This window comes from Psychromonas arctica (assembly GCF_038155225.1).
Classification (GTDB): Bacteria; Pseudomonadota; Gammaproteobacteria; order Enterobacterales; family Psychromonadaceae; genus Psychromonas; species Psychromonas arctica_B.
The window spans coordinates 45,681-67,390 of sequence record NZ_JBAKBA010000005.1; the positions used below are offsets into that span (position 1 = coordinate 45,681).

Annotated in this window: 22 protein-coding genes; 18 read left to right on the forward strand and 4 right to left on the reverse strand. The window is 36.4% G+C overall.

What is annotated here, in order from left to right; all coding sequences use genetic code 11:
• Positions 1-3 precede the first annotated feature (3 nt).
• The 10 genes from mraY to lpxC all read left to right on the forward strand — a co-directional run bounded on the left by mraY (position 4) and on the right by lpxC (position 11,657).
• The gene (mraY, locus tag V6255_RS03500; protein WP_160061014.1) at positions 4-1,086 is read left to right on the forward strand and encodes a phospho-N-acetylmuramoyl-pentapeptide-transferase; all 1,083 of its coding nucleotides are present in this window, start codon (positions 4-6) and stop codon (positions 1,084-1,086) included.
• A 1-nt stretch (position 1,087) separates the two neighbouring features.
• On the forward strand, positions 1,088-2,416 hold the full coding sequence (gene murD / locus V6255_RS03505) for a UDP-N-acetylmuramoyl-L-alanine--D-glutamate ligase (protein ID WP_341626897.1): 1,329 nt from the start codon (positions 1,088-1,090) through the stop codon (positions 2,414-2,416).
• A 2-nt stretch (positions 2,417-2,418) separates the two neighbouring features.
• Complete coding sequence (gene ftsW, locus V6255_RS03510) at positions 2,419-3,678, forward strand: putative lipid II flippase FtsW (protein WP_341626898.1); 1,260 nt, start codon at positions 2,419-2,421, stop codon at positions 3,676-3,678.
• The gene (murG, locus tag V6255_RS03515) at positions 3,671-4,738 is read left to right on the forward strand and encodes an undecaprenyldiphospho-muramoylpentapeptide beta-N-acetylglucosaminyltransferase (RefSeq protein ID WP_341626899.1); all 1,068 of its coding nucleotides are present in this window, start codon (positions 3,671-3,673) and stop codon (positions 4,736-4,738) included. Before ftsW ends, murG begins: the two co-directional genes overlap by 8 nt.
• Positions 4,739-4,773: 35 nt before the next feature.
• A complete protein-coding gene (gene murC, locus V6255_RS03520) occupies positions 4,774-6,234 on the forward strand; it encodes a UDP-N-acetylmuramate--L-alanine ligase (RefSeq protein ID WP_341626900.1) in 1,461 nt (486 codons plus the stop codon).
• The gene (locus tag V6255_RS03525) at positions 6,234-7,154 is read left to right on the forward strand and encodes a D-alanine--D-alanine ligase (RefSeq protein ID WP_341626901.1); all 921 of its coding nucleotides are present in this window, start codon (positions 6,234-6,236) and stop codon (positions 7,152-7,154) included. Before murC ends, V6255_RS03525 begins: the two co-directional genes overlap by 1 nt.
• A gap of 3 nt (positions 7,155-7,157) precedes the next feature.
• Positions 7,158-7,901, forward strand: a complete 744-nt coding sequence (locus tag V6255_RS03530; RefSeq protein WP_341626902.1) for a cell division protein FtsQ/DivIB — start codon at positions 7,158-7,160, stop codon at positions 7,899-7,901.
• 207 nt (positions 7,902-8,108) lie between these two features.
• Positions 8,109-9,353 carry a cell division protein FtsA gene (ftsA, locus tag V6255_RS03535; RefSeq protein ID WP_160061021.1) on the forward strand — a complete coding sequence of 415 codons (1,245 nt, stop codon included), beginning with the start codon at positions 8,109-8,111 and terminating at the stop codon, positions 9,351-9,353.
• Positions 9,354-9,423: 70 nt separating this feature from the next.
• The gene (gene ftsZ / locus V6255_RS03540; protein WP_425355901.1) at positions 9,424-10,641 is read left to right on the forward strand and encodes a cell division protein FtsZ; all 1,218 of its coding nucleotides are present in this window, start codon (positions 9,424-9,426) and stop codon (positions 10,639-10,641) included.
• 86 nt (positions 10,642-10,727) lie between these two features.
• On the forward strand, positions 10,728-11,657 hold the full coding sequence (lpxC, locus tag V6255_RS03545; protein WP_341626904.1) for a UDP-3-O-acyl-N-acetylglucosamine deacetylase: 930 nt from the start codon (positions 10,728-10,730) through the stop codon (positions 11,655-11,657).
• A 179-nt stretch (positions 11,658-11,836) separates the two neighbouring features.
• Here lpxC and V6255_RS03550 read toward each other — a convergent pair whose 3' ends face one another.
• Positions 11,837-12,370: a DciA family protein gene (locus tag V6255_RS03550; protein WP_341626905.1), complete on the reverse strand. Its 534-nt coding sequence runs from the start codon at positions 12,368-12,370 to the stop codon at positions 11,837-11,839.
• Positions 12,371-12,430: 60 nt separating this feature from the next.
• Here V6255_RS03550 and V6255_RS03555 point away from each other — a divergent pair, with 60 nt between their 5' ends.
• The 3 genes from V6255_RS03555 (at position 12,431) to mutT (ending at position 16,521) form a co-directional block, all read left to right on the forward strand.
• On the forward strand, positions 12,431-13,270 hold the full coding sequence (locus V6255_RS03555) for a M23 family metallopeptidase (RefSeq protein ID WP_341626906.1): 840 nt from the start codon (positions 12,431-12,433) through the stop codon (positions 13,268-13,270).
• Between the two features lie 40 nt (positions 13,271-13,310).
• Positions 13,311-16,037 (forward strand): preprotein translocase subunit SecA, encoded by a 2,727-nt coding sequence (gene secA, locus V6255_RS03560; RefSeq protein ID WP_341626907.1) that lies wholly within the window; start codon positions 13,311-13,313, stop codon positions 16,035-16,037.
• Positions 16,038-16,137: 100 nt separating this feature from the next.
• Positions 16,138-16,521 (forward strand): 8-oxo-dGTP diphosphatase MutT, encoded by a 384-nt coding sequence (mutT, locus tag V6255_RS03565; protein ID WP_341626908.1) that lies wholly within the window; start codon positions 16,138-16,140, stop codon positions 16,519-16,521.
• Here mutT and V6255_RS03570 read toward each other — a convergent pair.
• Positions 16,505-17,398 (reverse strand): DNA ligase, encoded by an 894-nt coding sequence (locus V6255_RS03570; protein ID WP_341626909.1) that lies wholly within the window; start codon positions 17,396-17,398, stop codon positions 16,505-16,507. The two genes, mutT and V6255_RS03570, sit on opposite strands and share 17 nt — an antisense overlap.
• Positions 17,399-17,545: 147 nt before the next feature.
• Positions 17,546-18,400, reverse strand: a complete 855-nt coding sequence (nadC, locus tag V6255_RS03575; RefSeq protein WP_341626910.1) for a carboxylating nicotinate-nucleotide diphosphorylase — start codon at positions 18,398-18,400, stop codon at positions 17,546-17,548.
• Positions 18,401-18,562: 162 nt separating this feature from the next.
• Between nadC and coaE the strand changes: the two genes are divergently transcribed.
• The 4 genes from coaE to V6255_RS03595 all read left to right on the forward strand — a co-directional run bounded on the left by coaE (position 18,563) and on the right by V6255_RS03595 (position 20,646).
• Positions 18,563-19,162 carry a dephospho-CoA kinase gene (gene coaE / locus V6255_RS03580; RefSeq protein WP_341626911.1) on the forward strand — a complete coding sequence of 200 codons (600 nt, stop codon included), beginning with the start codon at positions 18,563-18,565 and terminating at the stop codon, positions 19,160-19,162.
• A 69-nt stretch (positions 19,163-19,231) separates the two neighbouring features.
• On the forward strand, positions 19,232-19,963 hold the full coding sequence (gene zapD / locus V6255_RS03585; RefSeq protein WP_341626912.1) for a cell division protein ZapD: 732 nt from the start codon (positions 19,232-19,234) through the stop codon (positions 19,961-19,963).
• Positions 19,964-20,015: 52 nt separating this feature from the next.
• Positions 20,016-20,210: a DNA gyrase inhibitor YacG gene (gene yacG / locus V6255_RS03590; RefSeq protein WP_028869794.1), complete on the forward strand. Its 195-nt coding sequence runs from the start codon at positions 20,016-20,018 to the stop codon at positions 20,208-20,210.
• Positions 20,211-20,301: 91 nt separating this feature from the next.
• On the forward strand, positions 20,302-20,646 hold the full coding sequence (locus V6255_RS03595; RefSeq protein WP_341626913.1) for a HopJ type III effector protein: 345 nt from the start codon (positions 20,302-20,304) through the stop codon (positions 20,644-20,646).
• A gap of 255 nt (positions 20,647-20,901) precedes the next feature.
• Here the strand turns inward: V6255_RS03595 and yciH are convergent, their stop codons facing one another.
• Positions 20,902-21,228 carry a stress response translation initiation inhibitor YciH gene (gene yciH / locus V6255_RS03600; protein ID WP_160061032.1) on the reverse strand — a complete coding sequence of 109 codons (327 nt, stop codon included), beginning with the start codon at positions 21,226-21,228 and terminating at the stop codon, positions 20,902-20,904.
• 256 nt (positions 21,229-21,484) lie between these two features.
• Here yciH and V6255_RS03605 point away from each other — a divergent pair, with 256 nt between their 5' ends.
• Entirely contained in the window at positions 21,485-21,709 is a 225-nt protein-coding gene (locus V6255_RS03605; protein ID WP_137297324.1) for a FeoA family protein, read from the forward strand.
• Position 21,710: the final 1 nt, after the last annotated feature.

Below are 21,710 nucleotides of genomic sequence, written 5' to 3' on the forward strand. Positions count from 1 at the left end.
AAAATGGTAGTCTGGTTAGCGGAATTACTTTCAAGTCATTATACGTTTTTCAATGTATTGACATACTTATCCGTGAGAATGGTATTAGCCGTTCTGACTGCATTAGCATTTTCTTTGTGGGCGGGGCCTAAATTAATACGCTTTTTACAAAGTCAGCAAATTGGTCAAATAGTCCGTGATGATGGTCCTGAATCGCATTTCAGTAAAGCGGGAACACCAACAATGGGTGGCGTTTTAATTCTAGCCGCTATCGTATTAAGTACTTTATTATGGGCAAGATTAGATAACTTCTATGTGTGGGTTGTCTTATTCACAACCATTGCTTTTGGTGCGATTGGTTTTATGGACGATTACTTAAAAGTCGTACGTAAACATCCAGATGGGTTGATTGCTCGTTGGAAATACTTTTGGCAATCATTAACAGCCTTAGTTATTGGTGTTGTTTTATATATGACGGCACAAGGCGATGCACAGTTAACACTTGTTGTTCCATTTTTTAAAGAATACATGCCTTACCTCGGCCTACTGTTCATTCCACTGGTTTACTTTACCGTTGTAGGTAGTAGTAATGCAGTTAATTTAACCGATGGTTTAGATGGGTTAGCTATTATGCCAACGGTGATGGTGGCAGCGGCTTTTGCCTTAGTTGCTTACTTAACAAGTCACGTTAATTATTCTCATTATTTATTTATCCCTTATATTCCACAAGCAAGTGAGTTAGTGATCATTTGCGGCACTATTGTTGGGGCTGGTTTAGGGTTTTTATGGTTTAACACTTATCCTGCTCAAGTATTCATGGGCGATGTTGGTTCACTTGCACTGGGTGCTATTTTAGGCGTGATTGCAGTATTGGTTCGCCAAGAATTTTTGTTAGTGATCATGGGTGGTATTTTTGTACTGGAAACCGTATCAGTTATTTTACAGGTAGGTTCTTACAAAATGCGTAAACAGCGTATTTTCAGAATGGCACCTATTCATCATCATTATGAGAAAAAAGGGTGGCCTGAGCCTCGCGTTATTGTACGTTTTTGGATCATCACTATCGTATTAGTATTAATTGGTTTAGTTACATTGAAGGTTCGTTAATATGGCAGCTACTAAGCGAGTCGCTATTATTGGATTAGGTGTCACAGGGTTATCCTGTGTCACCTTTTTTCGTCAAAAAGGCATTAATGTCACTGTCTTCGATACTCGTTTGGTACCGCCAGGCCAAGATAAGCTTGATGCTAGCACCAAACTGGTGATTGGCCCGTTATCTGCTCCATTATTGTGTGAGTTTGATACGTTAGTTGTTAGCCCCGGTATTGCCATTTCTACCCTTGCGATTAACGCTGCAATTGAAGCAGGCGTTGAAGTGATTGGTGATATTGAGTTATTTGCTCGAGAGTTAAATACAGCACAATATCAACATGCAAAATTAATCACTATTACTGGATCAAATGGTAAAAGCACGGTGACTAGCCTATTAGGTGAAATGGCTGCGGATGCTCATGTTAATGCTGGTATGGGCGGGAATATCGGTGTACCTGCTTTAGATTTATTAAGCCCAGATAAAACGCTTTATATTTTAGAGTTATCAAGTTTTCAACTGGAAACCACTGAATCATTAAATGCAACTATTTCAACTATCTTAAATGTGAGTGAAGACCATCTTGACCGTTACGTAAGCTACCAAGCTTATAGTCAGGCTAAGCATAAAATATATGCACAATCGAAAACTGTCTTAATTAACCGTGATGACCCATTAACGTTTACCGATAAACAACCACAAATCAGTTTTGGTTTTGATCAACAGCAATATGGATTGATTCAACAACAAGGTGAGCATTACCTTAGTGTTGATCAACAACCTTTATTAAACTGTACTGCACTTAAATTAAGCGGCAAACATAACTGGATGAATGCACTCGCTGCCATCGCGTTAGGAAAGCAAGTTGATCTGCCAATGTCTTCAATGCTTGAAACCTTACAATCTTATTCAGGTTTGAAGCATCGCTGTGAATTTGTCAAAGAAGTGAATGGCGTACGATGGATCAATGACTCCAAAGCAACCAATATCGGTGCTACGCAAGCAGCATTGTTAGGACTTTCTGATACAATTTCAGGAAAAGTACACATTATATTAGGTGGCGATGGTAAAGGTGCAGATTTTACTGAATTAGCACCTGTATTAACAGAGATAAAAGGGCAAATTGTGTGCTTTGGTCAAGATGCTAAATTAATTGCATTGCAGCATCCTGATGCACTTATTGTTAATAACTTAGAGCAAGCCGTACAACATATTAACCAATACGCCGTTGCCGGTGATTTAGTTCTTTTAACCCCAGCTTGCGCCAGTTTAGATATGTATAAAAACTTTATGGCGCGTGGTGATCATTTTATCGAATTAGTTAATGCTTTGGTTGGAGAAGTCTAATCATGTTGCAAGTTGTGACTAATAAGCTAGGTAAAATATTTAAGCGCTTAACTGTTGAATCAGATTCACATGCCTACGATCGCTCTCTTTTGGTATTGGTTTTTACTTTAATGGGGATTGGATTAGTGATTGTTGCTTCTGCGTCGATGCCAGAAGGTATTGCTATATCAGCCGATCCTTTCCAGTTTTTAAAGCGACATCTTATCTATATTATTTTATGTCTATTTGTTTTAGCGGCTGTGGTTTCTGTGCCAATAGATGCCTGGCACAAATATACGCCTTTAATTTTATTGCTTTCAACATTAGGATTACTTGCTGTATTGATTGTTGGTACAGAGGTTAATGGCTCACTTCGTTGGTTACGATTGGGCCCACTTAATCTTCAACCTTCTGAGTTTGCGAAGCTTTCTGTTGTTTTGTTTATTGCTAGTTATCTTATTCGTCGCCAAAAAGAGGTGATTGATACGATCAAAGGGTTTATTAAACCTTTAGCGATACTCGCTTTAATATCAATGCTTTTATTATTACAGCCCGATTTGGGATCAACCGTTGTGATCGTGGTTATCATGATGGGAATGCTATTTATTGCTAATGCACGAATGATATCGTTTGTTGGTATTGCGGTTGCAATGTTATCGGTGATTATTTTATTAATCGTGACGTCTCCTTATCGTATGGCAAGGGTATTTGGATTTTTAGACCCATGGGCAGACCCTTTTGGTCGAAGTTATCAGCTAACTCAATCACTAATGGCTTTTGGGCGTGGCGGTTGGTTCGGTCAAGGTTTGGGAAATTCAGTTCAAAAGTTAGAATACTTACCGGAAGCACATACAGATTTTATTATGGCGATTTTGGCTGAAGAGCTAGGTTTTATTGGTGTAAGTATTGTTATCATTTTAGAGTTTGTTTTAGTTTATAAAGCGTTTTCTATTGGTAAAAAAGCATTAGAGAAAAACCTTATTTTTGCTGGCTATGTTGCCATAGGTATTGCTATTTGGTTTGCATTTCAAACCGCCGTTAATATAGGTGCTGCATCAGGTATTGCGCCAACTAAAGGCTTAACATTACCTTTGATTAGTTATGGAGGTTCGAGTTTAATTACTATTGCGATTGCAGTGGGGTTAGTGTTGCGTATCGATTTTGAAACACGTATTAATTCAGGCCAAGTACGAATTACTAAAAAAAATAAAAAGACTAAAAAATTAACATCTGAGGCAGCAGATGATTCAACAGAAAAGATAAAGGTTGAGAATAATGAGTAAAAATAAAACCTTATTAGTGATGGCGGGGGGTACAGGTGGACATGTCTTCCCTGGATTAGCCGTGGCAGATAAATTAAAAAATGAAGGTTGGCAGGTAAGTTGGCTAGGTACAGCTGCAAGAATGGAAGCAAAGTTAGTACCTGAGCATGGTTACGAAATTGATTTTATTGATGTTGCTGGTATCAGAGGCAATGGTTTAAAACGTTTATTAGCAGCTCCTTTTCAAATATTAAAGTCCATTTTCCAAGCACGTAAAGTATTAAAAAAGAGAAATGTTGATTTAGTCTTAGGCATGGGTGGATTTGCTAGTGGCCCTGGCGGGATTGCTGCTTGGACGTTAGGTATTCCTGTGGTGTTACATGAGCAAAATGCAGCAGCTGGCATGACCAATCGTTTATTAGCACGATTTTCGAAAAAAGTATTAATGGGCTTTAGTGATGCATTTACTGGCGAAAAGGCTGTTTTGGTCGGAAATCCCATCAGAAAAGATCTATTGGCTTTAACTGATAAAAGTATCTCTGCACCGGGGGCCGCCTTAAAAATATTGGTGATTGGTGGAAGTTTAGGTGCTCGAGTATTAAATGAAACGGTACCTCAAGCACTTATGAACTTCAAAGCAAGCGAAGTGTCTATTTTGCATCAAACAGGGAAGGGTAATTCTGAAACTGTTTTAGTTGCTTACAAAGAAACTGATTTTGAATATCAAGTTCATGATTTTATTAGTGATATGGCTACAGCATATGATTGGGCTGATGTTATAATTTGTAGAGCTGGAGCGTTAACTGTCGCAGAAGTGGCAATAGTAGGTTTACCCGCTATCTTTGTTCCTTTGCCACACGCAGTAGATGATCATCAAACAAAAAATGCAATGAGCTTAGTAAATGCTGATGCTGCGATGTTAATCGCTCAAAAAGATTTGAATCCTGATAAATTAAGTGAATGTTTGCTTACATTAAGTCAAAATAGGCAATTGCTTAATAAAATGAGCCAAAACTGTAAAAAAGTAGCAATTAGAGATGCAACGGAGCAAGTGGCTGCGGTTTGTAATTCTTTAATTTAAAACCTAGTTTAAAAATATAGTAAAAGTGAATTCCGATGATAAAAATTGAATTAGCAGAAATTCGTACCATGATCCCTGAAATGCGTCGCGTAAAACAGATACATTTTGTTGGCATCGGTGGTGCGGGAATGGGTGGTATTGCTGAAGTATTAGCCTACGAAGGTTACAAAATCACTGGTTCCGATATCGCTGAAAATACGGTGGTTAAAAGACTGCGTTCAATTGGCGTTGAAATTTTTATCGGACATGCCCAAGAAAATATATACGGTGCATCAGTGGTGGTTGTTTCAACAGCGATTAACCCTGAAAACCCTGAGTTGTTAGCGGCTAAACAAGCGCGCATTCCTGTTGTTCGTCGTGCAGAAATGTTAGCCGAGTTGATGCGCTACCGTCATGGTGTTGCAGTGGCTGGAACTCATGGTAAAACGACAACAACGAGTTTAATTGCAAGTATTTATCGAGAGGCTGATTTAGATCCAACATTCGTGATCGGTGGATTGTTAAACAGCGCTGGTACTAATGCTAAATTAGGACAAAGTCGTTACTTAATTGCAGAAGCCGATGAAAGTGATGCATCATTCTTACACTTACAACCAATGGTATCAGTAGTCACCAATATTGAAGCTGACCATATGGATACTTACCAAGGTGATTTTGAAGTATTAAAAGATACTTTTGTGCAGTTTGTTCAAAACTTGCCTTTTTATGGTACGGCCGTTGTTTGTTTAGACGATAAAGTAATAGAAGAGTTAATTCCACGTTTTGCCCGTCAATGTGTGACTTATGGTTTTAATGAGCAGGCTGATGTTCGAATCTCTAGCTTTAAGCAAACGGTTAGCAGAAGTGAGTTTATTGTTCACCGTGTCAATCGCCCTGATTTAGTGATCCATCTGAATTTGCCAGGTAAGCATAATGCATTAAATGCCGCAGCTGCTATTGCAGTGGCGATGGAAGATGATATCGAAGATGCTGCAATATTAACGGCATTAGAAAGTTTTGAAGGTATTGGTCGTCGCTTTGAACAATATGGTGAATTTGAAACTGGACGTGGTAAAGCGATGCTTGCCGATGATTACGGACATCACCCAACAGAGGTTCAAGCGACGATTAATGCAGCTCGTGAAGGATGGCCTGAAAAACGTTTAGTGATGGCTTATCAACCACATCGTTATACGCGTACACGTGATTTATATGAAGATTTTGCACATGTGTTATCGCAGGTTGATCAATTGTTACTGCTAGATGTTTACGCTGCAGGTGAAACACCAATTGCAGGAGCTGATAGTCGTTCATTATGCAGAACTATTCGCCAACAAAGTGGTAAAGAGCCAATTTTTGTGGCTTCTCCGGAAGCTTTACCTGCCGCGCTTGCAAAAGTGTTACAAGGCGGCGATTTAGTGTTAACTCAAGGTGCTGGTAATATCGGCGCAGTAGTAAAAACTTTAGCTGATTTCAAATTAGATATTGAGAAAATGCAACAAGAGAGCGCAAAGTAATGGCGACAAATTTTGGAAAAGTAGCAGTTTTGTTTGGCGGAAATAGCGCCGAACGTGAAGTATCATTAAAGTCCGGTAATGCAGTTTTGAATGCGTTACTACGACAAGGTGTAGATGCACATGCCATTGACCCAAAACATGATGATATATCACAAATTAAAAAATTAGGCTTTGACCGTGCATTTATTGTTTTACACGGTCGAGGCGGTGAAGACGGCACTATTCAAGGTTTCCTAGAAACATTAGGAATTCCTTTTACTGGAAGTGATGTTTCAAGCTCAGCGATAGGTATGGATAAAGCAAAAACCAAGCAAATTTGGCAAAGTTGTCTACTTCCTACTGCTGACTATCAAATTATTGTCAAAGAAAACTTTGAACCATCAAGCGCTAACGATATACTAAACAGCTTATCAGGCACTGTCATGGTAAAACCAGTACACGAAGGCTCAAGTATTGGCATGGCTAAAGCTGAAAATGCAGGGCAGTTAATTAGTGCATTAGAAGAAGCCTTTAACTTTGATAGCAAAGTATTGTTAGAATCATGGATCACAGGTGATGAATTCACTGTATCAATGCTAAATGGAGAAGCATTACCTGCTATTAGTATGAAAACAACTAATGTATTTTATGATTACCAAGCTAAATATCAATCCACAGATACGCAGTACTTATGTCCTTGTGGATTATCTGATGATGAATTAGCCGAACTTAATCGTTTATCTGTAGAAGCATTTAAAGCTATTGGTTGTAGTGGTTGGGGGCGTGTTGATTTTATGCGAGATAGCAATAAAAACTGGTATTTATTAGAAGTAAATACAGTGCCGGGTATGACAGAAACAAGTCTTGTACCAAAGGCCGCAAAACAAGTAGGTATTAGCTTTGATCAGTTAGTGTTAGATATCTTAAAGCAAACTATATAATTTATGTGGCAAAAGTTAAAAAAAATCAAAATCAGTAAATGGATTAGCTTCTTTGTTTTTGTACTTTTAATTTACGCGCTACAAGATGGATTTTTTAAATTAAAACACTGGTTAACTGACGAAAAGTCTTTGCCATTAACTGGTCTAGTGCTGACTGGAAACAGAGAGCATGTGACAGAAGATATGGTGAGAGCTGTATTAGCAAAGCAAGAAGATAAACTTAATTTTTTTACGTTAAAAATTTCTGAAATTCAAAAACAATTAGAAGATAAACCATGGGTCTATTCTGCGTCAATTCGAAAGCATTGGCCTGATACATTAAAAATACATATTGTTGAACAAACAATTGTCGCGTCATGGAACGGCAAAGCATTACTTAATCGTTTTGGTGAAATAATAGATGTAGTGCCAACTGAACAAGATGAATTTATTGCACTTTCTGGTGATGATAAACAATCAGAGGATGTGCTTAATACTTATTTACAATTAAATCAGTTACTAGAGCCTAGCCATTATCGTATTGCCGCCTTATATAGTGATAAACGTAATGCAACTGAGCTTGAGTTAAAAAATGGTATTAGTTTGAATTTAGGTAAAGAACAAAAATTAGAACGTATACAAATGTTTTTAAATGCATTCCCTAGGATTGTACAAAAGTACGATATTAATATCATTAAATATGTTGATCTTCGTTATGACACTGGGTTAGCTATTGGATGGAAAGAAACAGAAAAAAACAAAAAGTAATGTGATTTTAATGATAGCAGGTGCGAGAAAATATAGCGTAAAGAAGTAGAAAAATTAATCATCAAAACTTAGCAATATCAGCCTTTTATGTTCAAGTTTTAAGTGCTTAATTACTCACTTTAGGTAATTTACTCAGTACAGCAATATGATTAGTATTACATAGAGTTAATTCTTCTCTCTTAAATTAGAGAAAATGGTGATAAACGAATGGAAAGTAATTACACAGTTGGTTTAGACATTGGTAGTCATAAAGTTGTTGTCTTGATCGGTGAATTATTAGCAAATGATGCGATTAATATAGTGGGTGTAGGTTCTGCACCTTCTAAAGGTGTTGATAAAGGGTCTGTGACCAATTTAGATTCAGTTGTTGAATCAATTACACAAGCTTTGAAACAAGCTGAAGATATGGCTGACTGCCGTGTTTCATCCGTTAATTTATCTGTTTCAGGCTCACATATCGAGTCAATTAATGAAACGGGTACTTGGGCGATAGAAGCACATGAAGTCAGTACTTATGATGTTGAATGTGTTATTCACAATGCGCGTTCAGTAAAAATTCGAGATGAGCAACGTGTATTACACGTTATTCCACAAGAATACTCTATCGATTCTCAAGGACGTATTAATAACCCAATTGGTTTGTCAGGTGTAAAATTAAAAGCAAATGTACATTTAATCACCTGCCATAATGATTTAGTTAAAAATTTAGAAAAAGCAGTTGAACGATGTGGATTAGTTATTGACCAACTAACATCGTCTGGTGTTGCATCAAGTGCCGCTACGCTCAGTGAAGATGAAAAAGAGTTAGGTGTGTGCATGATTGATATGGGAAGTGGTACAATGGACTTATCCATTTATATCGCAGGCTCTTTGCAACATAGTATGGTACTTGATTACGCTGGTAACTCTGTAACCAATGATATCGCTATTGCATTCAGTTCACCGCCAACTTCTGCTGAAGAAGTGAAAGTTAAATATGGTTGTTTGGATCGTTCGTTAGTGCAAGACGATGAAATTATTGAGTTACCGAGTGTTGGTGGGCGTCCTGCACGTAGCCTGCAACGTTCTATTTTAGTTGATGTTATTGAACCACGTTATAGTGAATTGTTAACATTAGTTAAGAATGAAATTAATAAATTAAATGATAAATTTGCCCGTGAAGGTTTAAAGCAACAATTAGCTGCTGGTGTGGTTATAACAGGTGGCGCTGCACAAATTGAAGGATTAGTTGAGGTTGCCGAAGAAGTTTTTGGTAATATCCAAGTTAGAATTGGTAAACCACAACATATTCAAGGTTTAGCAGATGATGTAAACTCTCCTGCATATTCAACAGCAGTTGGTTTATTACGTTATAAAAATGATGAGTTTGCAGGTGAAGAAGAAGTAGAGCCTGAAAACCGTATTACAAGTTTTTTCAGTAAAGTAAAAAACTGGATTAAAAAAGAATATTAGTTATCAAGTTTCATGGATTGGGTGGTAACAAACGATGTCACAAGAAGTTAATAGAGTGGAAGAGAGTCAAATGTTTGAAATAATCGATGATGAAGACCATTCAGCACAGGCCGTAATTAAAGTTATTGGCATAGGTGGTGGTGGTGGTAATGCGATCAATTATATGATCGAAAAAGGCTTAACTGGTGCTGAATTTATTGCAATGAATACTGATGCTCAAGCATTACGTTCATCTAAAGCAGATATTCGACTGCAACTGGGTGCTAACATTACCAATGGTTTAGGTGCTGGAGCAAATCCAGAAATTGGTTACAAATCGGCGCTTGAAGATAAAGAACGAATTCGTGAAATTGTTACAGGCGCAGATGTAGTATTTATTGCTGCAGGTATGGGGGGCGGTACAGGCACAGGGGCTTGTCCTGTTGTTGCTGAAATTGCTAAAGAAGAAGGCGCGTTAACTATTGGTGTTGTTTCAAAACCTTCAATGTTCGAAGGCCGTAAGCGTATGAATTACGCAACCCAAGGTATCGCTCGTTTGTCGGAAAATATTGATTCTTTATTAATTATTCCAAATGATAAATTACAAAAATCATTACCTCGTGGTATCACTTTCTTAGACGCACTTCGTGCTGCTAATAGTGTTCTTTATGATGCAGTTTCTGGTTTTTCTTCTATTATTAATAATGAAGAAAGTACTATTAATATTGATTTCGCCGACGTTCGTACTGTTATGACTGAAGCGGGTACAACGGCTGTAATGGGAATTGGTGTTTCATCAGGTGAAAACCGTGCTGAAGAAGCTGTAGAAGAAGCTATTTCATGCCCATTATTAGAAGATGTTGATCTTTCTGATGCACGAGGCGTATTGGTACATATTGTTGCTGGTATTGACTTTAGTTGGGATGAATACCATACCGTCGGTGATGCACTGAAACAATTTGCTTCTGAAGATTCACAAAACATTATCGGTGTAACGGTTGACCCAACACTTGATAGTGGTGAATTACACGTGACAGTTATTGTAACAGGTATCGGTGAACGTAAATCAGAACTTAATGTAGTTAAAAACCCAACATTAAATAAGACAAAAAGCGCTAGTGATACTGCAGAAAAAACAGTTAATGCCGATAATTCTACTGATAATGTAGAAGCAGAAACTCAAACATCTGAAGACACTACTGAGGCTGAGACTGAAGTAGTAGAACCTATTGCTGAAGTTAAAGATAAAAAAAATGCTGAGAGTTATTTAGATATTCCTGCTTTCTTAAGACGTCAAGCAGATAATTAAATTAACTATAAAAATATAACAGTTTGTGATCTATATCTCAAACTGTTATACTTGGTAATAGATATCATCGTATTGGAGATCATTTAATGATTAAACAAAGAACATTAAAGAAGAGTGTTAAATCAACTGGTATTGGTTTACATTCGGGGAATAAAGTAACTATCGAGTTACACCCTGCACCTGTTAATTCAGGTATTGTTTATCGTCGAATCGATCTTGATCCGGTGGTGACTTTTAAAGCGCATGCTCAAGCGGTGCAAGAAACGCTTTTGTGTACTTGTTTAGTTAATGATCAAGGACAAAAAATTTCTACTGTTGAGCATTTATCAGCAGCACTTGCTGGTTTAGGTATTGATAATATTATTATTGATGTTGATGCACCAGAAATTCCAATTATGGATGGTAGTGCAAGTCCTTTTATTTTCTTATTACAATCAGCAGGCATTGAAGAACAAAATGCAGCTAAAAAATTCATTCGTGTTAAAAAAACAATACGAGTCGAAGATGAAGAAGAAGGCAAGTGGGCTGAATTACAACCTTCTAACAATGGTTTTAGCTTAGATTTTAAAATTGATTTTGATCATCCTGTATTTGAAGGTCAAAACCAACACGTTGAAATGCAATTTTCTGGTGACTTGTTTGTTAAAGAAATCAGTCGTGCTCGTACTTTTGGATTCATGAAGAGTGTTGAATATCTTCAATCAAATAACTTAGCGCTAGGAGCAAGTTTAGACAATGCAATTGGTCTAGATGAATTCCGTGTATTAAACCCTGAAGGTTTACGCTACGAAGACGAGTTCGTAAAACATAAAGTATTAGATGCTATCGGTGATTTATACTTATCAGGATTTACTATTTTAGGCCATTTAAAAGCATTTAAAACAGGTCACGCATTAAATAACAAACTATTGTGTGCGTTATTAGCAGATGCTGAAGCATTTGAAATGGTGACATTTGAAGAACCTGTTAGCGAGTCTCCAATACAATACATTGAGCCATTATTTGTTCCTGCTTAATGAACGCTAAATTGAGTGTGTTTATTTAAATACATTCAACATTAAATAATAGTTAAACCACTTTATGTAAATAAAGTGGTTTTTTTTTAGGTTTGGAATGTAGAATTATAAGTGGTTTAATCATTGCGGCAGTAACTGAATAACAAGTTTACGTCAGGATATTATTTTTAGTGCTTTATTTACTCACTTTTATTAGTTGAAAATTTAGCTAGCGACTGTAATGCTTTTTTTAATTTCGGGTCTGCATTTTCTGCTAATGCTAAGAAAGAATCAGCAATATCTTTACTCATTTTTTGAGCTCGTTTTTTGACAGGTTTATTCTTTTTAATCAATGTTGGACTTATTTTCGCAAGTTCTGGATTTACCTTTACTTTGATACTGATTAAAGAGGAGTGGTGCTGGCGTAACTCCGTTAATATGTCGCTTCGTATAAATTGTAAACGTTGAAGCCAAAGCGAAGTTGGACTTTCTATAAGCAAGCTCCCATTTTCAACATTTCCTATACGACAGCCACTGATGTTGTGTTGTTTTAAAACCCTTTGTAGTACTATATCCAATTTAGAAATCAATGATGTGCTCTGCTGAAAATTATTTTTCTTCAGTAATAATGAGATGGGTTTAGGTTGTTTTTTATGTGTTGTCATAACAGCCATCAATAGTGAATTAGGTTTATGAGTATAACGGTTATTTATAATAGGAATGAGATTAAACATAGCTTTTCTATAACAAGATCGACATTTATTTTCATCTGCATATCAACTGTCGCTTTATTGATGACCAGCGCTTGGTTATTACAGTCTCATTATCATCAGCAGTTAATACAGCATAAAATAAATTCACTGAACGAACGAAATGTCATTAAACAACAATATCTTCAATCTATGCAGTCTCAGACTAGCCTGCAACTCCAGTCATTAACTGAAAAAGTAGGTCAACTTCAAGCCCAAGGTATCAAATTAAATAGCTTAGGAGAACGTATTATTGAAAAATCAAACTTCCCTAAAGAAGAGTTTGAAGTTGAATTAAATGAAAATACTGAAGATGATATTCCACCAAGTACCCTCAATAATCCAGCTATAGTTGTGGCGCCAGAACTAACAATTTTAAATAAAAGTGTTTCACAGCTCGCATATCAGTATGAAAAGAGTCAAAATCTACTACAACAGCTTGAAATTACGTTAAACAACCTCCATCTAGTTGAAGAACTGTTTATTTCTGGTCGCCCAGTTCCTAATGAAGGCTCTTGGATTTCCTCGCCATTTGGTACTCGTTCTGACCCTTTTACTGGTCGTTTACGTCGTCATAAAGGCGTGGATATCGCAGGTTATACTGGTATGCCGATTAATGCTACCGCAGCAGGTGTGATAACAACATCTGAAGCGAGAACGGGTTATGGCTTTTTGGTCGAAATTAATCACGGTAGTGGTTTGAAGACTCGTTATGCACACGCATCATCATTGGTTGTTTCTGTAGGTGATGTTGTTGAAAAAGGCCAACAGATAGCCGTGATGGGAACAACTGGTCGCTCTACAGGGCCGCATGTCCATTACGAAGTTATTAAAGATGGCAGGCAAATAAATCCAAATTATTATATACAAAGATTACCAAGCTAAATTACAAATTTTATCCGACTTTTTACAATGAGAAAAGCAAATGATCACATCGATAATAACAAAAATAATAGGCAGTCGAAATGACCGTTATCTAAAAAACCTGCGCAAAGTTGTTAATGAAATTAACAAACTAGAACCTGAAATCCAGGCTCTTTCTGAGCAAGAACTCAAAGCGAAAACTGCTTACTTTAAAGAACGTCTTGCCAATGGTGAAACGATTGACGATATTTTAGTTGAAGCTTTTGCAGTAGTTAGAAGTGCATCTGAGCGTGTTTTTGGTATGCGTCATTTTGATGTGCAGTTAATTGGCGGCATGGTTTTAAATGAAAATAAAATCGCAGAGATGCGTACTGGTGAAGGTAAAACTTTAACAGCAACCTTACCGGCGTACTTAAATGCATTAACCGGTCAAGGTGTACATGTTATTACCGTGAATGATTATTTAGCACGTCGTGATGCAGAATGGAATGCACAACTATTTGAATACTTAGGTTTAACCATTGGTATCAACTTATCTGGCATGAGCGGAGAAGAAAAACGGGCTGCCTATGCTGCTGATATTACTTACGGCACTAACAATGAATTTGGTTTCGATTACCTACGTGACAACATGGCTTTCGAAGCTTCTCAACGTGTTATGCGTGGTGTACATTTTGCGATTGTCGATGAAGTTGACTCAATCTTAATTGATGAAGCAAGAACACCATTGATCATCTCAGGACCTACTGACGGTGATGCAACGCTTTATACTAAATTAAATTCTATTATCCCATTGTTAACAAAACAAGATAAAGAAGATACTGAAGAGTACATTGGTGAAGGTGATTTCACTGTCGATGAAAAAAGTAAGCAAGTATTACTAACTGAACGTGGTCAAGAAAAAGTTGAACGTATTCTACAAGAACGTGGTTTATTAGAAGAACATACTTCTTTATATGCTGCGTCAAGTATCAGTTTATTACATCATGTTAACGCGGCATTACGTGCTCATACATTATTTGAAAAAGACGTTGAGTACATTGTTACTGCTGAAGGTGAGGTTGTGATCGTTGACGAACATACTGGTCGTACAATGCCAGGTCGTCGTTGGTCTGAAGGTTTACATCAAGCTGTAGAAGCTAAAGAAGGTGTTAAAATTCAAAATGAAAATCAAACACTGGCTTCAATTACATTCCAGAACTACTTCCGTCTTTATGAAAAACTAGGTGGTATGACAGGTACTGCTGATACTGAAGCTTTTGAGTTCCAGTCTATTTATGGTCTAGAAACGATTGTTATTCCAACAAATCGTCCTATGGTACGTAAAGATGGTGGTGATTTAGTTTACTTAACTGAAATTGAAAAATACCAAGCAATTATCGAAGATATTAACACGCGATTAGAACGTCGTCAGCCAGTGTTAGTCGGTACCGTTTCTATTGAAAGCTCTGAATTGCTTTCAGAGTTAATGACTAAAGCAAAAATCAAACATAGCGTGTTAAATGCTAAGTTTCATGAAAAAGAAGCAGACATTATTGCTCATGCTGGTGCATTAGGTTCAGTGACTATTGCCACTAACATGGCTGGTCGTGGTACCGATATCGTACTAGGGGGTAACTTACAGAATCGTCTTGAAAAATTAGGTGATTTAACTGAAGCGCAAATTGCCGCTGAAACGGCTGCTTGGAAAGAAGATCAAGCCGCAGTATTAGCCGCTGGTGGTCTTTACATTGTTGGTACCGAACGTCATGAGTCTCGTCGTATAGATAACCAGCTACGTGGTCGTGCTGGTCGTCAAGGTGATGCTGGTGAAAGTCGTTTTTACCTTTCAATGGAAGATTCGTTAATGCGTATCTTTGCTTCAGAAAAAGTGTCTAATATGATGAAAAAATTAGGCATGGAAAATGGCGAAGCCATTGAGCATCCTTGGGTAACCCGTGCGATTGAAAACGCACAACGCAAAGTTGAAGGACGTAACTTTGACATGCGTAAATCTTTATTAGATTTTGATGATGTTGCTAATGACCAACGTAAAGTGGTTTACCAACAACGTAACGGTATAATGGATAGTGAAAACATCACTGAAAATATTGAACAAATTTGGGATGATGTATTCAACGCTTGTATCGATGGATATGTGCCATTGCATTCATTAACAGAACAATGGGATTTAGAAGGTTTAGAAAACCGTTTAAAACAAGATTTCTTAATCGAATTACCTGTTCAACAGTGGTTAGTTGATGATGTTAATTTACAAGAAGAAACTATTCGTGAAAACATACTTGAGCATGCAAAAGCCGTTTATCAAGACAAAAAAGAACAAGTAGGCGAGTCTATTATTGCTGGTTTTGAAAAGTCTGTCATGTTGCAAACAATTGATATGCTTTGGAAAGAGCATTTGTCTGCAATGGATCACCTACGCCAAGGTATTCATTTACGTGGTTACGCACAAAAAGATCCAAAACAAGAATACAAGCGTGAATCATATGAGTTGTTTATTGCGATGTTAGAAAACTTAAAAGCAGATGTCGTAGGTATTTTATCTAAAGTACAAATACAAAGTAGAGAAGAAGCTGAAGCGATTCAAGAAAAACGTCGTGAAGATGAAGCAAAAGCTAATATTCAATATCAACATGCACAAGTAAATGGTGATGGAGAAGCTGAAACTGAAGCAGAAGATGAGTCATCTGATACGTTTATTCGCCAAGATAAAAAAGTAGGGCGTAATGAGCCTTGTCCATGTGGCTCAGGTAAAAAGTTCAAGCAATGTCATGGTAAATTAGGCTAACATCTCGTTAAAGAAGTTTAATTCTCTTTAACAAATAAAAGGTGGTACTTCATTGAAGACCACCTTTTTTATTGTTTTAAAAATAAAAAAAGGAGTAACAATGCCAGAGCAAATAATTAGTATCGCTATCGTGCAAAATGAGCATAAAAAACTACTTATATCTCGTCGTCAAAAAGACCAGCATCTAGCCGGTAAATGGGAGTTTCCTGGTGGGAAAGTAGAGCAAGGTGAGGCGCTTGAAGTGGCAATGTTACGAGAGTTAAAGGAAGAGGTTGGTTTAACGGCAACAAAGTACAGTTTATTTGATTCGTTAAGTTTCCAATATGATGAATTGCATTTACATTTAAACTTTTATTTAGTTACTGCTTATCAAGGTGAAGCGACGTCTCTTGAAGGGCAACAAATTAAATGGGTATCTGCTGCTGAACTAAGTCAATATGATTTCCCTAAAGCTAATTTAACGGTGATTAATAAATTACTCTAATGCGTACAAATGATGCAAAACGAGGGATATTATTGTTTGTTTTACCCGTAAAACGATAAGTAATAACACTGCCGATAGCAGGAGGATTATTTCTTTTCTCATCACTAAATCCAGATCCTATCTTAAAGGTGACTCCCTCTTCATTTTTGACCAGTATCGCACCGAGTAAACCTTTATACTTTCCTTTTCCCGGTAAGTAAGCAATAACAGTAGCCTCTGCATCTTCAAATTTCTTCAGTTTCATTAAGTCTCTGCTTCGCTTTGTTTGATATAAAGCATCTTGGTGATGAAGCATTAAACCTTCACCTTTATCCATCACTACTTTGTTTAGCAAATCAAATAATGCCTCTGTATTGGGGATCTTTTGTTGTTCGATCATTTGTAAATAAGGGCTATTAGTGTCAGCGACTAGTGTTTGCATTTTATTAATACGTTGTTCAAAAGAGACAGTACTTTTAGGAAGATCAAAAATCATAAACTTAATCTGTTTCCAATGCATATTTTTATTATCTTGAGTACGCACAATGCCCGACACTTTTTCAAACTGCTGTCTTGTGATCCAGAGTTCCCCATCCATTTTGGTCGCTGGGAATGATTTAATAAACCATGTTGGCGCTGTAAATACATTACCCTGTTTGGAAATGAGTTGATGCCCATCCCAATAAGCACGAATGCCATCTAACTTTTCACTCACATAATATTGTGTAACATCGATATCTTGTCGATAATTGGTAGCAAGCTGAATGGGAGGAGGTTTAGCAATAGCGGCAGAAATCGACAGTATTAACATAGCAATGCAGTTAAACAAGTAGTAAGTAAATTGACTATTTTTCAGATGAGAAAAGACGATTTTTTGAAAAGCAAATAATGACGTCATAAAAAGCTCCTACACTTGGCAAAATATAAATATTTTTTTAATTCAAGTAATAAGTGTAGGAAGTTTTTAAAAAAGTGAGACTATTTAAATACAATAATGTTTGCTTACTAGCAAATTATTTACAGGTTCTATTGAGTAGATCGTATTTTAGTGTTGAATAAAACGCATCGATAAATCGATAGCATGTACGTGTTTAGTTAATGCGCCAACAGAAATATAATCAACACCCGTTTCTGCGTAACTTAATATCGTTGTATTATCGACATTACCTGATACTTCTAAATCAGCTTGCTGAGGGTTACTTTTATTAATGGCAACTGCTTCTAACATCATCGGAATACTAAAGTTATCTAACATCACACGTTGTGCACCTGCATTTAGCGCTTGGTTAAGCTCATCAATGCTTTCTACTTCAACTTCTACCCAACGCTCTGGATGCTGTTGATTAGCTGCTTCAATGGCTTGTTTGATACCACCACAGGCCATAATATGATTTTCTTTGATTAAATAAGCGTCATATAAACCGATACGATGATTAAAGCCACCACCGCAGGTCACTGCATATTTAGATGCATTACGTAAGCCCGGTAAGGTTTTTCGTGTGTCTAATAATTTACACTCAGTGGTTGCGATTAAATCTGAGTAATATTTGGTTGTTGTCGCAATACCTGAAAGCGTTTGAATAAAGTTTAACGCAGTACGTTCACCTGTTAACAATATTCTTGCAGGACCTTCAAGTGTAAATAAAGGGCTATTAACAGTGATACTATCACCATCTTTTACATGCCAAGTGATCGTCACTTCGCCGCCTAATTGATGAAATACTTCATCAGTCCATGCTTTACCACAGAAAACTGCATCGTCACGTGTAATAACCGTTGCTTTTGAACGTTTATCTTCTGGTATTAAATTAGCGGTGATATCACCTTCTGCAGCAGATAATCCATTTAAATCTTCATTTAAAGCTAAGGTAACACTTTGTGCAATTTCTTGTTCAATCATGGTAAATTTCCAGACAGCGGTAAAAAAAGCAAATATTACCTTAATGGTCTTTGAATACCAATGATCTAAATACTTAACTCTTATAAAATAAGATGCTCTGGGTCAGATTAAAAGATTTAATAAGCCTTAACACTAAAAGTAAAAATGAGAAGTGAAAATAAGATGCGTTTAATAATTGGTTTAACAGGGGGGATCGGGAGTGGAAAATCAACTGTCGCAAAAGAGTTTATTGCTTTAGGTATTGACGTCATTGACGCTGATAAAGTGGCTCGAGAAGTAGTAGAACCTGGACAACCAGCCTTAGCTAACATTGAACTTTATTTTGGTAAAGAGGTCGTAGATGCTAACGGTGAATTAGATAGAGCAAAGCTTAGAAATATCATCTTTAAATCTGATACAAAAAAGCAGTGGTTGAATGAATTGTTGCATCCTATTATCCGTGATACTTTGTTGAAACAACTTGAACAAGCACAAAGCAAATACGTGATATTAGAAGCGCCTTTGCTATTAGAAAATAACTTAACAAAGTATACTGATTACACATTGGTCGTTGATGTTACTGAGGCTTTACAAATCCAGCGTGCAACGCAACGAGACAGTAATTCAATAACCCAAATACAAGCTATTATGGATGCGCAAATCAGTAGAGAGCTTAGGCTACAACAAGCTGATTATATTATTGATAATAGCAGCACAGACCTTGTTGTATTGAAGCAGCAAGTTAAAATGTTACATTTACAGTTTTTATCTATACAAAAGTAAGCTTTTTGATTGTTTAGTGAAGACTCTTTAATGTAACCTTACTTTTTTATAAAATAAATAGACAGCCTTATGATCGCCTTTGAATACCCCTTAACAGAAAAGAGCCGTAGTTATCTACGTTTTGAATCTCTTTTTCTACAAATTAAACAAAGTATTTCACTAGATAATGAGAGTGATGCCGTTACTTATTTTAAGTCTTTATTTGAGCTAATTGAATTAAGTGATCGCAGTGATATTCGACATGATTTAATTAAAGACTTGCGTTCATTATTAGAAGAAATGCAATCATGGTTAAATAGTGAGCAAGCTGATACTGAAGCGATTAAAGTATTAATGGTAGAAATTAGTGAATTAATCAGTGCTTTATTAGTGATGTCTAAACAACTTAAATTTTTTAAAGATAGCCGTTTTTTAACCTCTTTAAAACAGCGATTTTTCATTCCAGGTGGATGTTGTAACTTTGACCTACCACAGTTCCATTTCTGGTTATCACAATCAATTGAATTAAAAAGAACAGACACTAAACAATGGTTTGAATACTTTACTGTTTTAGATCGTGCATTATCTTTATTTTTGAAAATGAAACGTCATCAAGGTATTAAATCGATACAGCAAGCTAAAAATGGTTTCTTCCAAGGTGAAGTAGAGCATGCGTTATTTATTATTTTGAGTGTTGATCCTGCTTTACAAGCTTACCCTATGATCTCTGGGCATAAACATCGCTACTCTGTCAGATTTATGAATGCGAATGCTGAAAATAGCCAAGCTGAGAATATTGAATTCGAACAGACTTTTTGCTAAAACGTCTGCAGATAATCAAAATGTTAAATATTGTTAAAGGTAAGGAAAATAAATGAAGGTTAATTGTCCAACTTGTCAAAAACAAGTTGTCTGGGATAAACAGAGTTTGTATCGCCCATTTTGTTGTAAACGTTGTCAGTTAATTGATTTAGGTGAATGGGCGGATGAAGAAAAACGCATCAAAGGTGAGTCTGTTAGCCCAGAAAATTTACCGCAAAATAAAACAATTTATTTTGAAGAAGATTAATATCTTAGTTGAAAGCGTTAACAAAAAAAATCGTATTAAAAATAAACATAAAACAGATAGACAAAAGAAGATAAAAATATAAGGAAGTATGATGCTATTAAGTGATTTTTTAACAAAATTAAATACACAACCAGAGACAATTGAATTTGCTGACACAATGGCAGTAATTGAAGCAAATTACACGTTTAGTGAAACAGCTTTCACTAATGGTCAACAAAATAATGCTGCAGGAGAAAACTCAGGTTCATGTAAGATTTTTTCGTTTGCACAATTAAATGGATTAACTGAACAACAAACGTTAGCTTGTTTTGGCATCTATTACCGTAATGATGTTTTAGGAAACCCTGATGCAAGCGATCATCAAAATATTCGTCAGTTTATGATTAATGGTTGGTCTGGTATTCGTTTTGATTCTGCACCTTTAGTTAGCAAATAATCGTTAACAAATAACCGGTAGTAATTATACGTTTAGGTAGGGTAGGTCATTCAGCTATGTTAGTAGATAGTATTAATAGATAGTATTAATAGATAGTATTAATAGATGATGTTAATAATACACTTGGATTCAGATCATAAGTAGAGATTGTTTTTATTACAGTCTCAAAACTGCATAACGTTATCTCACCTAAACGAATAAAATGTAGCCCGACACCTAAAACATCGGGTTTTTTATACGCTTTAAAAAAGTAATCTAACCGCCTGCTAACTTAACTTGGTAGCCTTGTTTTTCTAATACTGTTTTAATAATTTCACGTTGGTCTGTTTGTATCTCAATGACGAAGTCTTTTACTGTACCGCCACAACCAGTTCGCTTTTTAATTTCTTTAGCTAACGCTTTAATCGCTTTCTCATCTAGCTGTAAGCCTTTAATTAAAGTGACGCCTTTACCTTTACGACCTTTAGTCTCTCGATGCAAGCGGATAACGCCATCACTCTCAGGTGCTTTTTGTTTCTGTTTTGTCTTTTCTACTTTTCCACCATCTGTAGAGTAGACTAAATTTAATTCACCAAAATCCATAATTATTTCCACCAATTAATTTCTCATCTAGTTTATACCTGTTCCTATTGCAGATGTAAAACACAGCCAAAACTTCTTCTTAAATCGAGGTGCTGACCCGACTAAATTGATCTAAAACAAAGGACTTGTTTATACCTGTTGCTCGCACTGTTTATTGGTTGTTAATGATAATGGTTTGTATTAACTTGCTTGTTATAGCGTTAGCAGGTTCAAAGAATAAACGTATTTTTTGAACGAAAAATAGTAAGGGTCAATCATGATATTGTCAGAATTAAAAGTAGGTCAAACCGCCAGCATTATTAACATTAATGGCATTGAACCTGTGATGCGTAAAAAATTACTTAACCTTGGTTTTTTACCTAAAGCTAAAATACAACTATTACGTGTTGCACCGCTAGGAGACCCTATTGCAATTCGCTGTGCTAATAGCGCTATTGCTTTACGTAAAAGCATTGCTAAGCAAATCATAGTGGAGTGTTGAT

Coding starts and splice junctions, on each gene's coding strand:
- mraY (WP_160061014.1), top strand. CDS start 4: ATGGTAGTCTGGTTAGCGGAATTACTTTCAAGTCATTATACGTTTTTC.
- murD (WP_341626897.1), top strand. CDS start 1,088: ATGGCAGCTACTAAGCGAGTCGCTATTATTGGATTAGGTGTCACAGGG.
- ftsW (WP_341626898.1), top strand. CDS start 2,419: ATGTTGCAAGTTGTGACTAATAAGCTAGGTAAAATATTTAAGCGCTTA.
- murG (WP_341626899.1), top strand. CDS start 3,671: ATGAGTAAAAATAAAACCTTATTAGTGATGGCGGGGGGTACAGGTGGA.
- murC (WP_341626900.1), top strand. CDS start 4,774: ATGATAAAAATTGAATTAGCAGAAATTCGTACCATGATCCCTGAAATG.
- V6255_RS03525 (WP_341626901.1), top strand. CDS start 6,234: ATGGCGACAAATTTTGGAAAAGTAGCAGTTTTGTTTGGCGGAAATAGC.
- V6255_RS03530 (WP_341626902.1), top strand. CDS start 7,158: ATGTGGCAAAAGTTAAAAAAAATCAAAATCAGTAAATGGATTAGCTTC.
- ftsA (WP_160061021.1), top strand. CDS start 8,109: ATGGAAAGTAATTACACAGTTGGTTTAGACATTGGTAGTCATAAAGTT.
- ftsZ (WP_425355901.1), top strand. CDS start 9,424: ATGTTTGAAATAATCGATGATGAAGACCATTCAGCACAGGCCGTAATT.
- lpxC (WP_341626904.1), top strand. CDS start 10,728: ATGATTAAACAAAGAACATTAAAGAAGAGTGTTAAATCAACTGGTATT.
- V6255_RS03550 (WP_341626905.1), bottom strand. CDS start 12,370: ATGTTTAATCTCATTCCTATTATAAATAACCGTTATACTCATAAACCT.
- V6255_RS03555 (WP_341626906.1), top strand. CDS start 12,431: ATGACCAGCGCTTGGTTATTACAGTCTCATTATCATCAGCAGTTAATA.
- secA (WP_341626907.1), top strand. CDS start 13,311: ATGATCACATCGATAATAACAAAAATAATAGGCAGTCGAAATGACCGT.
- mutT (WP_341626908.1), top strand. CDS start 16,138: ATGCCAGAGCAAATAATTAGTATCGCTATCGTGCAAAATGAGCATAAA.
- V6255_RS03570 (WP_341626909.1), bottom strand. CDS start 17,398: ATGACGTCATTATTTGCTTTTCAAAAAATCGTCTTTTCTCATCTGAAA.
- nadC (WP_341626910.1), bottom strand. CDS start 18,400: ATGATTGAACAAGAAATTGCACAAAGTGTTACCTTAGCTTTAAATGAA.
- coaE (WP_341626911.1), top strand. CDS start 18,563: ATGCGTTTAATAATTGGTTTAACAGGGGGGATCGGGAGTGGAAAATCA.
- zapD (WP_341626912.1), top strand. CDS start 19,232: ATGATCGCCTTTGAATACCCCTTAACAGAAAAGAGCCGTAGTTATCTA.
- yacG (WP_028869794.1), top strand. CDS start 20,016: ATGAAGGTTAATTGTCCAACTTGTCAAAAACAAGTTGTCTGGGATAAA.
- V6255_RS03595 (WP_341626913.1), top strand. CDS start 20,302: ATGCTATTAAGTGATTTTTTAACAAAATTAAATACACAACCAGAGACA.
- yciH (WP_160061032.1), bottom strand. CDS start 21,228: ATGGATTTTGGTGAATTAAATTTAGTCTACTCTACAGATGGTGGAAAA.
- V6255_RS03605 (WP_137297324.1), top strand. CDS start 21,485: ATGATATTGTCAGAATTAAAAGTAGGTCAAACCGCCAGCATTATTAAC.